This window comes from Luteipulveratus flavus (assembly GCF_029439465.1).
Taxonomy (GTDB): domain Bacteria; phylum Actinomycetota; class Actinomycetes; order Actinomycetales; family Dermatophilaceae; genus Luteipulveratus; species Luteipulveratus flavus.
Genome location: NZ_JAROAV010000021.1, coordinates 18,138 through 32,598, shown reverse-complemented (window position 1 = coordinate 32,598; position 14,461 = coordinate 18,138). Strand labels below are relative to the sequence as shown.

Sequence of the window (14,461 nt, the reverse complement as noted above, 5' to 3'; positions counted from 1 at the left end):
CACCGGGCCGCTCACGGGGCGCCGGCACCGATCCGCTCCTCGCGAACGCGCGTCCGGTACTGCGCCGGGCTGACGCCCTTCACCCGCTTGAACGCCGCGCTCAGCCCGAACGGCGAGGCGTACCCGACCTCACCGGCCACCCGTTGCAGGGTGTCGCCGCCGTCGACCAGCAGGTCCGCGGCCAGCTGGATGCGCCACCGGGTGAGGTACGCCATCGGCGGCTCGCCCACCGCGTCGGCGAAACGTCGCGCGAGCACCGCCCGGGAGACACCGGCGAAGCGGGCGAGTGAGGCCACCGTCCAGGGCTGCGCCGGATGGTGGTGCATCGCGGCCAGGACCCGGCGGACCATCGCGTCGTCCGTGGCGCCGGCCCACGCGGGCGCGCCGGCGCCGTCGGTCGACCAGGCCCGCAGCACGCCCATCAGCAGCAGGTCCAGCAGACGGTCGATGACGACCTCCTGCCCGGGCGCGTCCCGGACGACCTCGCCGTGCAGCATGTCGACGACCGGCCAGTCCAGCCGTCCGGCGTCGACGACCAGCGTGCGCGGCAGGGCCTCCAGCAGCCGGGCACCGACCTCGTTGGTCTCGGCGTACGTCGCGGTGAGGAAGACCGACCCGCCGTCAGGGTCGTCGCCCCAGGTCCGCACCCCGAGGCTGAGCTGGTCCCGCAGCAACGTGCCCTCGGGTGAGTAGCAGCGTCCGTCCGGCTCGATCACCGCGAGCTGCTCCGCCCCGGCGACGTCGTACGCGTCGTACGGCTCGGGCCCGCGGACCATCGCCACCTCTCCCGCCTCGACGCGCAGCTCCTCGCCGTCGTCGAACCGCACGCACAGGCTGCCGCGCACCGGGACGAGCAGGCACAGGGCCGCCCGGTCACAGATCCGAAGCCGCCAGCCGGAGGCGAGGCACACCTTGAGCGCGAATGCGCGCTGCGCGCGAGGACCGGACAGGAGCGCACCGGTGATGTCCATGGTCGCCATCGTGCCGGACGACCTCGTATGCGATCAAGCGTCTGAGGCATGGTTCGTCTCGACGGCTCGCCGTTGACTGGGCGCATGACCACGACAACCACTGCAGCCACCGGGACGATCGCCCTCACCTGCCCGCGCGGCAAGACCGGGCGGGACGTCCTCGCCGCACTCACCGCCCACGGCGCGCCGGTCCGCCCGGTGGGCCGGTCCGAGCGCACGCCGTTCGACTGGACCGACCCGGACACCTGGCGACCGGCGGTCGCCGGCGCGCGCGCCGCGTACCTCGTCTACCAGCCCGACCTGGCCATGCCCGGCTCGGACGAGGCGATCGCGCGACTCGCGCGCATCGCCGCCGGGGAGGGGGTCGAGCACCTCGTGCTGCTGTCGGGCCGCAACGAGCCCGGAGCGCAGGCGGCCGAGCAGGCCCTGCGCGAGAGCGGGCTCGCCTGGACGCTCGTCACGTCCTCCTTCTTCGCGCAGAACTTCACCGAGGGTCTGTGGCACCAGGCCGTGCTGGAGGGACGCATCACCATCCCCTCCCCGGACGTGCCCGAGCCGTTCGTGGACACCGCCGACGTCGCTGCCGTCGTCACCGCCGCGCTCCTGGACGAGCGGCACCGCGACCGGCAGTACGAGGTGAGCGGCCCCGCCGCGCTCACCTTCGCCGACGCGGCCGAGCGGATCAGCGCGGCGACCGGCCGTCCCGTCGAGGCGGAGCAGGTGTCCCCCGAGGTGTTCGTGATCGGGCTCGTCCGGCTCGGGCTCCCGCGAGAGGACGCCGACGGCCTGGCGTGGCTGTTCGAGCAGATCCTCGACGGCCGCAATAGCGCGCCGGTCGACGGAGTACGGCAGGCGCTCGGCCGGCCCGCCCGCTCGTTCGACGACGTGGTGGCCGACGCCGCCGCGCAGGGCGTCTGGGCCCGGTCGTGAGCTCGCTGCGCGCCGCCGTCCTGCTGGCGACGACCGTCACCACCGGGCTGATGGCGGGGATCTACCTGGCGTTCGGCATCGCGGTCATGCCCGGCCTGTCGGCCACCGACGACCGGACGTTCGTGCTCGCGATGCGCAGCATCAACACCAAGATCCTCAACGGGTGGTTCGCGCTCGTCTTCGGCGGCCCGATCCTGCTCGGCCTGCTCGCGCTGGTCCTCGTCCTGGTCGCCGATCGCCGTGCCGCGCTGCCGTGGCTCGTCGTCGGCGTCGTCCTGTACGCCGCGACCCTGGCCGTGACGATCGCGGTCAACGTGCCGCTGAACGACCGGCTGGACGCGGCGTCGCAGATCTCCGCCGCTCGGAAGGCGTTCGAGGACCGGTGGATCGCCTGGAACATCGTCCGCACCGTCCTGGCGGTCGGGTCGTTCGGCGCCCTGCTCGGTGCCCTGCGCGCCCTGCCGTGAGACCGCTCAGCGCCGCCCGACGAACCACTTGCGGATCAGCTCGATCCGCGCGGTGACCTGCTCGGTCGACGCGCGGTCCAGGGTCGGCCCGCCGCACGTGCTCCGCAGATCGTTGTGGATCGTCGCGTGCGGCTGGCCGGTCTTGCGCGCGTACGCGGCGACGAGGGAGTTGAGCTCCTTGCGCTGGGCGGCGAGGGCCCGGTGCGCGGCCATCGGCGCGTCGGTCTCGGGCCGCGTGCGCCCGGCCTTGACCTGCTTGCTCTGCCGCTGCCGGAGCAGCTGGGTGACCTGGTCGGGCTCCAGCAGACCGGGCAGGCCGAGGTAGTCCTGCTCGTCCTCGCTGCCGACCTCGGCGCCCATGCCGAACTGCTGCGCGTCGAACAGGACGTGGTCGAACTCCGCCTCCGACTCCAGCGCCTCGAAGGACATCTGCTCGTCGGCGAGCGCCGTCTCGGCGCGGTTCGCCTCGGCGAGCAGGCCCTCTTCCTCGGCCCAGATCGACTCCTCCTCCCCCGCCTTCTTCGGGCGGTCGAGGGCGTGGTCGCGCTGGTCCTCCATCCGGCTGGCGTGCTCGAGGATCTGCGGCACGCTCGGCAGGAACACCGACGCAGTCTCACCACGGCGCCGCGCCCGCACGAACCGGCCGACGGCCTGGGCGAAGAACAGCGGGGTCGAGGTGGACGTGGCGTAGACGCCGACGGCGAGCCGCGGCACGTCGACGCCTTCGGAGACCATGCGGACCGCGACCATCCAGCGGTCCTCGCTCGCGGCGAACTCCTCGATCCGGGAGGAGGACCCGGCGTCGTCGGACAGCACCACCGTCGGCTTGTCGCCGGAGATCTCCTCCAGCGTCCGGGCGTAGGAGCGGGCGGCCGTCTGGTTCGAGGCGATGACCAGGCCGCCGGCGTCCGGCACGTGCCGCCGCACCTCGGAGAGCCGCTTGTCGGCTGCGCGCAGCACTGACGGGATCCACTCGCCCTTGGGGTCCAGCGCCGTCCGCCACGCCTGACCGGTCGCGTCCTTGGTCAGTGGCTCGCCGAGCCGGGCGGCGATCTCGTCGCCCGCGCGGGTCCGCCAGCGCATGTTGCCGCCGTACGCCATGAACAGCACCGGGCGGACGACCCCGTCGCGCAGCGCCTCGGCGTACCCGTAGGTGTAGTCGCTGGCGGAACGGCGGATGCCGGCCTGGTCCTCGGCGTAGCGGACGAACGGGATCGGGCTGGTGTCCGAGCGGAACGGCGTCCCGGTCAGCGACAGCCGCCGGGTCGCGGGCTCGAACGCCTCCCGCAGCGCGTCGCCCCAGGACTTGGCATCACCGCCGTGGTGGATCTCGTCCAGGATGACCAGCGTCGGCACGGCCTCGGTACGCGCCCGGTGCAGGGCGGGCCGGCTCGCGACACCCGCGTACGTCACCGCCACCCCGTCGTAGTCGGCGGCGTGGACCTCCTGGGCGTTGGTGAACCGTGGGTCGATGTTGATGCCGACCCGGGCCGCCGCGTCCGCCCACTGGGTCTTCAGGTGCTCGGTCGGCGCGACGATCGTCACCTGGCGCACGATGCCCGCGCCGAGCAGCTCGGTGGCGACCCGCAGCGCGTAGGTCGTCTTGCCGGCGCCGGGCGTCGCGACCGCGAGGAAGTCCCGCGGACCCTCGCCGAGGTAGCGCTCGAGCGCCTCCGCCTGCCAGGCGCGCAGCTTGCTGGCGGTGCCCCAGGCCGCTCGCTCCGGGAACGCTGGGGACAGGTGGGAGGCGGCCGAGGTGCTCATCGCGCGCCACCCTAACGAGAGCGACCGACGACAGCATCGAGGCCCCGCCGGAGCGAGGCCTCGATGTCGTGCGCGTTACGCGGGTCAGGCGCGGTAGGTGACCCACTGGTTCTGCATGCGAGCGATCTGACCGGCCGTGAACTCGTTCATGCACGCGTCCTCGGTGTAGTCCATGAAGTTGTGGATCGGGTCCAGACCGGGAGCCGTGCAGGTGTCGCGACCGGTCGGGCAGCCGAACGCCGCGGACGCCTCGGGCGCGGTGTCGGCCACCTGGTCGCCCTGACCCTTACAGCCACCCTGGAACGTGTGGTAGAGCCCCAGCCAGTGGCCGACCTCGTGGGTCGCGGTGTCGCCCTCGTCGTACGGCTTCGCGGTGCCGCCGGGCAGGCTCTCGTCGAGCACGACGACGCCGTCGTCACTGCTGATCCGCTTGGTCGGGAACGTCGCCCAGCCGAGCAGGTCCTGGCCGAGGTTGGCCGAGTAGAGGTTCAGGTCGGCCTTGGTGCCCTGCCGCAGGGTCGACTTCATCTGCTTCTCGGCGGTGCTGCCCGGGACGATGCCGTTGTACCAGGACGGGTTGTTGGTCACCGTCGTCCCGGCGAGGGTGAAGGAGAACCCGCTGCCGGCGTACGCGTTGTTCAGGACGGTGATCTGGCTGCTGATCTCGGACGCCGACAGCTGGCCCTTGGCGCCGTCGGTGATGGTGTGCCAGTAGACCTTGATCGTGGTCGGGGCGAACGCGGCCGCGCTGCCCTTGCGCAGGGACCCGTTGCGGTCCTTGGCCAGGCCCCTCGCCTTCGCGTCGGCGGTGAACGCACGCTCACGGGCGTCGAGCTGCGCGGCCGTCAGCGAGTTCGGGTCGTGCGCCTTGCTGCCGGCCTTGACGCGGGCCTGCGCGGAGCCGGTGTCGGCGCCGCGGGTCACGCAGTCCTGGTGGCCGGCGACCTTCGTCGAAGCACCCACCGTGGGTGCAGGGCCGGCGAGGGCCAGACCGGCGCCGGCGAGCGCGATCGCGGAGAGCATCGTCGTGGGTCGACGTCGCATGGTGTTCCCTTTCGTCAGCGCGCCTGGGGGTAAGGCGCCGCTGCGCGTGAAGGTACTCCCGCGTACCGGCGTGTCGGGGGTTTACGCGGAACTCAGTCGCCGTCCTGGGGCTCGCGCAGACCGTCGTAGATCTCCTGGCACATCGGGCACACCGGGAACTTCTTGGGGTCCCGGCCGGGGATCCAGACCTTGCCGCACAGCGCCGTCACGGGCTCACCGGACAGCGCGCTCTCCAGGATCTTCTCCTTGCGCACGTAGTGCGAGAAGCGCTCGTGATCACCCGGCTCGGCCTCCTGCTCCTGGACCTGCTCACGCTCCAGGACGGCCGTCGAGGTCTGCGGACCGCCGGGCTCGGCCTCGGGCGCGGACGGGCGGTTCGGGTCGTCGAAGGGCGTGCTCATGGAGCCGAGTCTAGGCGGGTCGTGCGCACCGGCGATCAGTTCATCGACGGGTCGGCCGGGTAGGTGGCCACCAGCCGCAGCGCCCCGGACTGGCGCCGCAGCACCTCACCCCACAGGTCGTCCGGCTGCTCGGTGAACGCATCGCGCGCCTCGGCGTCGACGACGTACCAGGAGCCGGTACGGATCTCCCCCTCGAGCTGGCCGCCGGTCCACCCGGCGTACCCCGCGAAGATCCGCAGCGCGGCGACCTCGGGCATGACCACGACGGGCGGGGCGTCCAGGTCCACCAGCCCGACGGCCCCGAAGAGCCGCTTGATGCCGAGGGAGCTGTCGGCGCCCGGGACGGACACCAGACCGAGCGCGGAGTCCAGCGACACCGGACCGCCCTGGAACAGACACTGCGGGGACGAGACGTGCTCCTGCCAGCCGGGCAGGACGGCGTCGACGTCGGCGCCCAGCGGCCGGTTGAGCACCAGGCCGTGGGCGCCGTCGTCGTCGTGGTGCAGGACCAGCACGACGCTGCGGTCGAAGACGTCGCCCTCGACCGCCTCGTCGCCACCCGGCCGTGGCGCGGCGACCAGTAGCCGCCCGGTGAGGTCCGTCACGCGATCATTGTGACCCGGGCGTCACTCACCGTGACGGGATCGGCCACCTCGGCCGGCGCCGCCGTAGGACGAACCCCGGTCGCGGTCGCCGCGGTAGCCGCCGCGCTGGCCGCCCGAGCGCTGCCCGGGACCGCCGGAGCGCTGCCCGTAGCCGCCGGAACGCTGTCCGTAGCCGCCCGACCGCTGGCCGTAGCCGCCGCGCCGAGGACCACCGCGCCCGCTGCGAGCCGGGGTGAGCAGCCGGTAGAGGTCGTCGTCGCTGACCGGGTGACCATCGGGGGTGCTGCCGCCGGCGTCGGCGATGACCGCGTCGCCCGGCTGGGCGCGCTGCAGCTGCGTGTCGACGCCCGCGTCGTCCAGCAGCCGCTGGACCGTCCGCCGCTGGTGCGGCAGCGCGAGCGTCACCACGGTGCCCTCCTCACCGGCGCGGGCCGTACGGCCGGCGCGGTGCAGGTAGTCCTTGTGGTCCGCCGGCGGGTCGACCTGGAGCACCACGCCCACGTCGTCGACGTGAATACCGCGCGCCGCGACGTCGGTGGCGACCAGGACCGGCACCCGGCCGTCCTTGAACGCCGACAGGACCTTGTTGCGCTGGCCCTGGTTCAGACCGCCGTGCAGGGCGGCCGCGACGACACCGAGGTCGCGCAGCTCGCCGGCGATGCGGTCGGCGCCGAGCTTGGTCCGGCAGAAGACGACCGTACGACCGGGGCGGTTCGCGACCTCCGCGGTGACGGCCTTCTTGTCGCGCGGCTCGATCAGCAGCGCGTGGTGGGACATCGTCGTGACGGACGCCTGGGCGTCGTCGGTCGAGTGCGTCACCGGGTCGACGAGGTACTTCTCGACGAGGGTGTCGATCCCCCGGTCGAGCGTCGCGGAGAAGAGCAGGCGCTGGCCGCCCTCCGGGATCAGGTCGAGGATCTCGGTGATGGCCTCCAGGAAGCCCATCTCGGCCATGTGGTCGGCCTCGTCGAGGATCGCGACCTCGACCCGGGACAGGTCGGCGGCACCGCGCTCGATGAGGTCGCTCAGCCGACCCGGCGTGGCGATGAGCAGGTCCACACCGCGCTCCAGCGCCTGCAGCTGCGGCTCGTACGGCATGCCGCCGGCGACCAGCTTGTGGCGCAGGCCCACGACGTGCACGAGCGGCTGCAGCGCGTCGCTCACCTGCATGGCGAGCTCACGCGTCGGGGTCAGCACGATGGCGCGCGGCTGGTGCGGTCGCGCCTTCCCGCCGGCGGCGAGGCGCGCCAGCGTCGGCAGCCCGAAGGAGAGGGTCTTGCCCGAGCCGGTACGCCCGCGGCCGAGCACGTCCTTGCCGGCGAGGGCGTCGGGGATCGTGGCGGCCTGGATCGGGAACGGCGTGGTGATGCCGTCGCGCGCCAGGCGCTCGGCGATCGCGTCGGGCAGGCCGAGAGCGGCGAAACCGTTGTCGCTCAGGTCGACCCGCTCGTGCGGCGCCGGCTTGGTGGGCGCCTGCGGCGCGCTGTCGCGGACGAGGTCGGCACTCTGCTCGTGCCCCTGGTCCGCACCGCCGCGGTTGTCACGACGCTCGTAGGCCGGGCGCTCGCGACGCTCGCTCGGTCCGCGGTCGAACGACGGACGCTCGCGGCGGTCGTTACGGCCCTGGTAGCCACCGCGGTCGTCGCGGTCCCGCGAACCCCGGTACCCACCACGGTCACCGTCGTTGCGGCCCTGGTAGCCGCCACGGTCGTTACGGCCCTGGTAGCCACCCCGGTCGTCGCGGTCCCGCGAACCCCGGTACCCACCACGGTCACCGTCATTGCGGCCCTGGTAGCCGCCACGGTCGTCCCGGTCGCGACGCTCGCCGTAGCCGCCCCTGCTGCGGTCGTCCCGACCGCGGAAGCCACTGCGGTCGTCCCGGTCGCGCGAACCCCGGTACCCACCACGGTCGCTGTCGCCTCGGCCCTGGTAGCCGCCACGGTCGTCGCGGTCCCGTGAGCCGCGGTAGCCACCGCGGTCGCCGTCGCTACGGCCCTGGTAGCCGCCGCGGTCGTCCCGGCCACGGCCACGGTCGTCCCGCGTCCAACGCTCGTCGCGGTTGCGCCGGTCGTCGCCGGCCGGACGGTCGTCCCGGGCCGCGTCGGCGCGGTTGCTCTTGACCTGCTTGCGGACCGCGGCGCGCTGCGCCTCCACCTTCTGGGTGCGGGTCCAGCGGGCCTTCTTGGGGGCATGGCTCTGCCCAGGGCGTGATGCCTTCACGTCATCTCACTTCACGTTGAGTACCGGGCCGCGTCGTTGTCGGAGTCGGACCTCTACGGGGTCGACCAAGCGGCGTTCAGATCTCGGCGCTCAAGGAAGGGAACGCAAGATCGCGTACTGATGAACCTCCAGCATACCGGCCGTGGAGGTGTGGTAATGAACGAGGTGGACGTGAGGTCCGCCACCCGAAGCGTCAGACCGGCATCGCCTGCTGCGGTGCGTCGGAGCCCTCCTGCTCGGCCGCGCTCTCACCGACGTCCGCCCGGGCGGCCTCCGTCACGGCGGTCGCCACCACCTTGGCGACGCCGGGGTGGAAGACGCTCGGCACGATGTACGCGGGGTTGCGCTCGTCGGCGGACACGGTGTCCGAGAGAGCCTTGGCCGCGGCCAGCATGACGTTGTCGGAGATGCGGTTGGCCGCGGCGTCGATGAGCCCGCGGAACACGCCGGGGAAGACCAGCACGTTGTTGATCTGGTTGGCGAAGTCGCTGCGCCCGGTCGCGACGACGGTCGCGTGCTTGGCGGCCTCGACCGGGTCCACCTCGGGCACGGGGTTGGCGAGCGCGAAGACGATCGCGTCGTCGGCCATCGTCGCGATGTCCTGGCCCTGCAGGACGTTCGGAGCCGAGACGCCGATGAAGACGTCCGCGCCGGCCAGCGCGTCCCGCAGCGTGCCGGAGCGACCCTCGGGGTTGGTGTGCTCGGCGACCCAGGCGAGGTGCTCCTTGCCGCCGCCGGCGATGTCGGCCCGCTCCCGGTGGACGACGCCGTCGATGTCCGCCACCACGACGTCGCGGGCTCCCGCTCGCAGCAGCAGCTTGAGGATGGCGGTGCCGGCCGCACCCGCGCCGCTCATCACGACGCGGACCTCGGAGAGCTCCTTGTCGACGACGCGGAGCGCGTTGCGCAGCGCGGCCAGCGTCACGATCGCGGTGCCGTGCTGGTCGTCGTGGAAGACCGGGATGTCCAGCTCCTCGCGAAGCCGGGCCTCGACCTCGAAGCAGCGCGGGGCGGAGATGTCCTCCAGGTTCACACCGGCGAAGACCGGAGCGATCGCCTTGACCGTGCGGATGATCTCCTCGGTGTCCTGGGTGTCCAGGCAGATCGGGAACGCGTCGATGTCGGCGAAGCGCTTGAACAGCGCCGCCTTCCCCTCCATCACCGGCAGCGCGGCCAGCGGACCGATGTCGCCCAGGCCGAGCACGGCCGTACCGTCGGTCACGACCGCGACGGTGTTGCGCTTGATGGTGAGCCGACGGGCGTCGTCGGGGTTGTCGGCGATCGCCAGGCACACGCGCGCGACGCCCGGGGTGTAGATCAGCGACAGGTCGTCGCGGTTGCGGATCGGCACCTTCGGCTCGATCTTGAGCTTGCCGCCGAGGTGAGCAAGGAACGTCCGGTCGGACACCTTGCCGATCTCGACGCCGTCGACGGCGCGCATTGCCTCGACCAGGTCGTCGGCGTGCCCGGTGTCGCGCGCCGCAGCCGTGACGTCGACGCGCAGGCGGTCGCTCCTGGCCGAGGTGATGTCCAGAGCGGTGATGAGGCCGCCGCTGCGCTCGACCGCGGTGGTCAGCTCACTGACGGCCGTGGCCCGACCCGGAAGCTCGAGGCGGACGGTGATCGAGTTCGACACGGACGGCACAGAGCTCATGCGAAGTATTGTGGACCGCCGCTGCGACCGGCCGCGCGCGGGGCGCCGCCGCCGCGGTGTCAGCCCGCTGAACCCCCGGAGTCGTCGTGGTCGTGCCGGGCCCGGGTCGCGCCGCCGCCCGCCCGCGCCGCGTCGGCCCGGTGCCGCGTCCGGCGGTGGGAGTCGCTGCGCACCGCCGGACGTCTGCCGGCGATCCGGTCCAGCAGCAGCATCAGCAGGCCGGGCACGAGCACGAAGACGCCGACACCGATGATGAGCAGCCGGTGGACGCCCCAACCGACCCCGACGAGCACCACGCCGAGCACCGTCCACACCAGAGCGTCGCCGCGGCCTCCGACGGGCGCGGCGTTCTGGTCCTCTCGCGAGCTCCGCTCGGCGAACGGGTTCACACCGGGATTGTGTCAGGCGGTCCGCCGCCCGTCTCCCCGCGCGTCCGTGTGCAAGAGTCACGACCATGACCGCCCCCGACCAAAGCATCACCGTCATCGGTTCCGGCAGCGCAGCGGGATCTCCTGACGTCGTCCGTGTCGTGCTGGCCGCTCGCGCCGAGGCGCGGGACGTCAGCGTGGCTCTCGAGACGTGCCAGACCGCGGCGCAGCGGCTGGGGGCGACGCTGCGCGAGCAGGGCGTACGCGACGCGGACGTCCGCACGCTGGGCGTCTCGGTCGACACCCGCTGGGGTCCGGAGGCCCAGCCCGCCGGGTACGAGGCGACCCACCGGCTGCACGTGCTGTGGCGCGACCCGAGCACGGTGGGCAGCCTGCTCAGCGCCGGCGCGGGGGCTGTCGGCAACGCCTTCCGCCTGGAGTCGGTGCAGCTGGCGGTGGAGGACCCGGCCGCGCTGCAGGACCGGGCCCGACGGGCGGCGTACGACGACGCGCTCCGGCAGGCCCGTGACCTGGTCGACCTCGCCGAGCGCGATCTCGGCCAGGTTCTCGCGATCGACGAGCCCGAGCAGAGCAACGGCCCCGCTCCGATGGCCCGGATGGCGATGGCGGCCGGCGACGGCGGTGTGGAGGTGGGCCAGCACACCGTCCAGGCGCGGCTGCGCGTGCGGTGGGCGCTCGGCTGAGCCTCATGGGGAGGACAGCGAGAACAGCGTGACGTGCCGGTACTGGTGGTGGAGGTGGCGGGAATCGAACCCGCGTCCGCTGAGCGCGAAGAAGGACTTCTCCGGGCGCAGTGCGCTGAGGATTTTCTCGGCCCCAGGGCTCGCGCGCACACGTTCCCTGACAGGCCCAGCCGAGTAAGAGTCCCGCGTCGCCCCTCGGCATGACGACGCAGCGAGCTTCCTAGCTGACGCCAGGCACTGAGACGGAAGCTAGCTCAGGCTGACGGACTTCGAGGCTCGCTCAGGCGGCGAGGGCGAAGTCGGTGCGCTTGGAATTGGCACCTATTGGTTTTGCACGGAGCGTTAACGAGATAACCGTGCATCCTCGGCCCGCTTCTCCTGCAACGGCGATCAACGTCGAAACCGATCACCCCCAGGGACGAGCACGTCACGCTGTTCAGCTGTCAAGGTGCGCGCCGATGTTCCGGCGGCAGGCGTATCACCTTACTGGACCCAACGCCCTCGGCCACCACCCTATTTCTCCGGGCGATCGACCCGACCCCCCGTGCACCGGGGTGCACGGGAGGTCGGAACGATCCTCAGACGCCGAAGGTGGGACGCAGCGGGTAGTGCGCGTCCCCGTCCGCGCCGACCTTCACGCCGAGCACCTGGTGCAGCTGGATCCAGTTGCGCTCGAACCCCAGCGACGAACCCGCCATGTACAGGCCCCACACCCGGGCAGTGCCCTGGCCGGCCTCCGCGACGCAGGCGTCCCAGCTCGCGCTGAGGTTCTTGCACCAGGCCCGCGTCGTGCGTGCGTAGTGCTCGCGCAGGTCCTCGGTGTGCCGGATCTCGAACCCGTGGTCCTGCATCGCGCTCACGATGGTGCCCACGCCGGCGAGCTCGCCGTCGGGGAACACGTAGCGGTCGATGAAGCCACCCCGCTTGAGGCCGTTGGAGGTGTTCTCCGGTCGGGTGATCGAGTGGTTCAGCAACCGGCCGCCCTCGCGCAGCTTGCCGTGCAGGAAGGTGAAGTACGACGGGTAGTTCTTGATGCCGATGTGCTCGGTGAGGCCGATCGAGCTGATGGCGTCGAAGCCGCCCTCGGGCACGTCCCGGTAGTCCAGGTGGCGCACCTCGGCACGGTCGTCCAGGCCGGTCTCCTTGATGCGCTGCTGCGCCCAGGACGCCTGCTCCGCCGACAGGGTCACGCCGAGCGCGGTGACGCCGTAGTGCTCGACGGCGTGCCGCACCATGCCACCCCAGCCGCACCCGACGTCCAGCAGCCGCATGCCCGGCCGCAGGCCCAGCTTGCGGGCCACCAGGTCGTACTTGTGGGCCTGGGCCTCCTCCAGGGTCGAGGAGTCCTGCGGGTAGCACGCGCAGGTGTACGTCATCGACGGGCCGAGCACCATCTCGTAGAAGGCGTTGCTCACGTCGTAGTGGTGGTGGATCGCCTCGGCGTCCCGGTTGCGGGAGTGCCGCAGCCCCTCGACCGCGCGGCGCCAGGCCGGGACGGCCTCCTCCCTCGGGAGCTCCGGCGGGCGGAACGAGGCGATGCCGAGCGACCGGAAGATGTCGCGCAGCTCGGAGACCGGCGGCCGCTGCACCGTCACCTTGTCCAGGAAGACCGACAGCAGGTCGTACGGGTCACCGGGGTCGACGCCGATGAGCGACAGGTCGCCCTGGACGTACGCGCGGGCGAGCCCCAGCTCTCCGGGCGCGGTGACCAGGTAGCGCAGGCCGCGCTCGTTCTCGACGCGCACCACGACGTCCGAGCCCTGTCGCCCGCCGACCGATCCGTCGTAAGCCTCGAACCGGAACGGCACGTCCGTGCCGAAGACCCTGTCCGCCACCTCGCCGATCGTCATGCTCATCGTCGTCCCACCGCCTTCGCGTAGAGGTCGGGCAGCCGCCCGTCCGGGTCGTATGTCTTCTTCACCTGCTGGTACGTCTCGCCGCCGTACAGGCCCCAGAACGTGGGCTCGTCGTAGTAGGCGTCGGAGTAGAGGGACTTGTGGCCGCCGAGCCGTTCGACGGTCTGCTCGATGCGCTTGTTCGTGTCGCCGTCCTTGCCCCCGACGGGGATCTCGACGGTGGACCAGAAGCCGACGTTGACGTACTGCTCCCCCACCCGCAGCGGGTACAGCGGCCAGGGCTGCTCGTCGTGGTCCTGGTCGCGAACGGCCAAGGGGCACAACCAGATCGGCTCGATCGGCACGTTCTGCAGGAACCAGCCGAGGAACTCCTCGGTCCGCTCGAGCGGGATCTCCACGTCCTGCACGACGCGCTCGCGCGGCAGCCTGCCCTGGCGGGCCTCCTTGCGAGCCCACCACTGGTGGCGGTTCTCGAACCGGATGACCTTGCCGTAGACGTCGCTGCGCAGGAACCGCTTCGGCACGAACGGTCGTACGCGCGGGTTCTGGACGCCGAACGCGCGCGAGCACCAGAACCAGTCGGTGTCCCAGCGCCAGATGTAGTCACGGGTGGTCAGGTAGTCCTCGGCGTGCTGCTGGATCGAGCGGTAGAAGATGTGCCGGCCCGTGTAGTCGCTGGTGTACGGCGCGTGCTGCGACCAGCTGCCGACCACCAGGTAGCCCTCGGTCGCGGAGAAGACCACGCCGTCGAGGAAGTCGACCGCCTCGCCGTCCAGGTCGCGCGTCCGCAGCAGCTCGCCCATCGTCGTCACGAGCGAGCCGAGGTCGTCGAAGTGCAGGTGGCGCAGGTGCACGTACGGGGCGACGGGCTCCAGGTCGATCTCCAGCCGGACGGAGTAGCCGAGCGAGCCGTAGGAGTTGGGGAAGGCGCGGAAGAGGTCCTCGTGCTCGGTCGGCGACACGGTGAGGATCTCGCCGCTGCCGGTGAGGACGTCCATCTCTCGCACCGACTCGTGCGGCAGGCCGTTGCGGAACGAGCTGGACTCGATGCCGAGCCCCGTGACCGCGCCGCCCAGCGTGATCGTCCGCAGCTGCGGCACGACGTACGGCATCAGGTCGTGGGCGAGCGCGACGTCGACCAGGTCCTCGTAGGTGCACATGCCCTGCACCTGAGCCGTGCGCCGGCCGGGGTCGACCTCGATCACGCCGTCGAGCGCGGAGACGTCCAGCCCAGGGCGACCGGTGCCCTCCCGCGGCCGGAAGAGGTTGGAGGAGCGTTTCGCGAGCCGTACCGGTTCGCCCTGCGGGACGGCGCTCAGCTGGCGCCGCAGGTGGTCCACCGCCTCGTTGTGCTGGTCCCAGCCCACCGTGCTCGCTCCGTCGGTCACCCGCTGCTCCTTCGCTGGACGCCACGTCATGCCAAGACTGCACCTCCGCGCGCTCCGGCGGGAGCCCGCCACGCGTGTGGCCGTGGTCA

The 14,461-nt window shown here is 72.1% G+C and carries 13 protein-coding genes and 1 other RNA gene; 3 read left to right on the top strand and 11 right to left on the bottom strand.

Features of this window, described 5'->3' with window-relative positions; all coding sequences use genetic code 11:
* Positions 1-11: 11 nt before the first annotated feature.
* On the bottom strand, positions 12-971 hold the full coding sequence (locus tag P4R38_RS05585) for an AraC family transcriptional regulator (RefSeq protein WP_277191376.1): 960 nt from the start codon (positions 969-971) through the stop codon (positions 12-14).
* 84 nt (positions 972-1,055) lie between these two features.
* On the opposite strand from P4R38_RS05585, the gene P4R38_RS05580 reads away from it, so the two are divergent.
* Together P4R38_RS05580 and P4R38_RS05575 are read left to right on the top strand one after the other, a co-directional pair.
* A complete protein-coding gene (locus P4R38_RS05580) occupies positions 1,056-1,901 on the top strand; it encodes an NmrA family NAD(P)-binding protein (RefSeq protein ID WP_277191375.1) in 846 nt (281 codons plus the stop codon).
* A complete protein-coding gene (locus P4R38_RS05575; RefSeq protein ID WP_277191374.1) occupies positions 1,898-2,368 on the top strand; it encodes an anthrone oxygenase family protein in 471 nt (156 codons plus the stop codon). The genes P4R38_RS05580 and P4R38_RS05575 overlap by 4 nt, the downstream gene beginning before the upstream one ends.
* A gap of 6 nt (positions 2,369-2,374) precedes the next feature.
* Here P4R38_RS05575 and P4R38_RS05570 read toward each other — a convergent pair whose 3' ends face one another.
* The 7 genes from P4R38_RS05570 to P4R38_RS05540 all read right to left on the bottom strand — a co-directional run bounded on the left by P4R38_RS05570 (position 2,375) and on the right by P4R38_RS05540 (position 10,445).
* Positions 2,375-4,132 (bottom strand): DEAD/DEAH box helicase, encoded by a 1,758-nt coding sequence (locus P4R38_RS05570; protein ID WP_275240703.1) that lies wholly within the window; start codon positions 4,130-4,132, stop codon positions 2,375-2,377.
* An 84-nt stretch (positions 4,133-4,216) separates the two neighbouring features.
* Complete coding sequence (locus P4R38_RS05565; protein WP_277191373.1) at positions 4,217-5,176, bottom strand: zinc metalloprotease; 960 nt, start codon at positions 5,174-5,176, stop codon at positions 4,217-4,219.
* Positions 5,177-5,268: 92 nt separating this feature from the next.
* A complete protein-coding gene (locus P4R38_RS05560; protein ID WP_277191372.1) occupies positions 5,269-5,577 on the bottom strand; it encodes a DUF3039 domain-containing protein in 309 nt (102 codons plus the stop codon).
* A gap of 35 nt (positions 5,578-5,612) precedes the next feature.
* The gene (locus tag P4R38_RS05555) at positions 5,613-6,182 is read right to left on the bottom strand and encodes a YqgE/AlgH family protein (protein ID WP_275240700.1); all 570 of its coding nucleotides are present in this window, start codon (positions 6,180-6,182) and stop codon (positions 5,613-5,615) included.
* 21 nt (positions 6,183-6,203) lie between these two features.
* A complete protein-coding gene (locus tag P4R38_RS05550) occupies positions 6,204-8,402 on the bottom strand; it encodes a DEAD/DEAH box helicase (RefSeq protein ID WP_277191371.1) in 2,199 nt (732 codons plus the stop codon).
* A gap of 193 nt (positions 8,403-8,595) precedes the next feature.
* Complete coding sequence (locus P4R38_RS05545; protein ID WP_277191370.1) at positions 8,596-10,056, bottom strand: NAD-dependent malic enzyme; 1,461 nt, start codon at positions 10,054-10,056, stop codon at positions 8,596-8,598.
* Between the two features lie 59 nt (positions 10,057-10,115).
* Positions 10,116-10,445: a hypothetical protein gene (locus P4R38_RS05540; RefSeq protein WP_277191369.1), complete on the bottom strand. Its 330-nt coding sequence runs from the start codon at positions 10,443-10,445 to the stop codon at positions 10,116-10,118.
* Between the two features lie 65 nt (positions 10,446-10,510).
* On the opposite strand from P4R38_RS05540, the gene P4R38_RS05535 reads away from it, so the two are divergent.
* Entirely contained in the window at positions 10,511-11,128 is a 618-nt protein-coding gene (locus tag P4R38_RS05535) for an SIMPL domain-containing protein (RefSeq protein WP_277191368.1), read from the top strand.
* 46 nt (positions 11,129-11,174) lie between these two features.
* Here P4R38_RS05535 and ssrA read toward each other — a convergent pair.
* From ssrA to P4R38_RS05520, 3 genes are all read right to left on the bottom strand, one after another.
* Positions 11,175-11,542, bottom strand: a transfer-messenger RNA (tmRNA) gene (ssrA, locus tag P4R38_RS05530).
* 164 nt (positions 11,543-11,706) lie between these two features.
* Positions 11,707-12,984 carry a class I SAM-dependent methyltransferase gene (locus P4R38_RS05525; protein WP_277191367.1) on the bottom strand — a complete coding sequence of 426 codons (1,278 nt, stop codon included), beginning with the start codon at positions 12,982-12,984 and terminating at the stop codon, positions 11,707-11,709.
* Positions 12,981-14,372, bottom strand: coding sequence for an FAD-binding oxidoreductase (locus tag P4R38_RS05520; RefSeq protein WP_277191366.1), 1,392 nt, complete (start codon positions 14,370-14,372; stop codon positions 12,981-12,983). The genes P4R38_RS05525 and P4R38_RS05520 overlap by 4 nt, the downstream gene beginning before the upstream one ends.
* Positions 14,373-14,461: the final 89 nt, after the last annotated feature.

Bases quoted from the DNA above. Each gene is read 5' to 3' on its own strand.
- P4R38_RS05545 (WP_277191370.1), bottom strand. From the start codon at position 10,056: ATGAGCTCTGTGCCGTCCGTGTCGAACTCGATCACCGTCCGCCTCGAG.
- P4R38_RS05580 (WP_277191375.1), top strand. From the start codon at position 1,056: ATGACCACGACAACCACTGCAGCCACCGGGACGATCGCCCTCACCTGC.
- P4R38_RS05585 (WP_277191376.1), bottom strand. From the start codon at position 971: ATGGACATCACCGGTGCGCTCCTGTCCGGTCCTCGCGCGCAGCGCGCA.
- P4R38_RS05570 (WP_275240703.1), bottom strand. From the start codon at position 4,132: ATGAGCACCTCGGCCGCCTCCCACCTGTCCCCAGCGTTCCCGGAGCGA.
- P4R38_RS05560 (WP_277191372.1), bottom strand. From the start codon at position 5,577: ATGAGCACGCCCTTCGACGACCCGAACCGCCCGTCCGCGCCCGAGGCC.
- P4R38_RS05565 (WP_277191373.1), bottom strand. From the start codon at position 5,176: ATGCGACGTCGACCCACGACGATGCTCTCCGCGATCGCGCTCGCCGGC.
- P4R38_RS05525 (WP_277191367.1), bottom strand. From the start codon at position 12,984: ATGAGCATGACGATCGGCGAGGTGGCGGACAGGGTCTTCGGCACGGAC.
- P4R38_RS05535 (WP_277191368.1), top strand. From the start codon at position 10,511: ATGACCGCCCCCGACCAAAGCATCACCGTCATCGGTTCCGGCAGCGCA.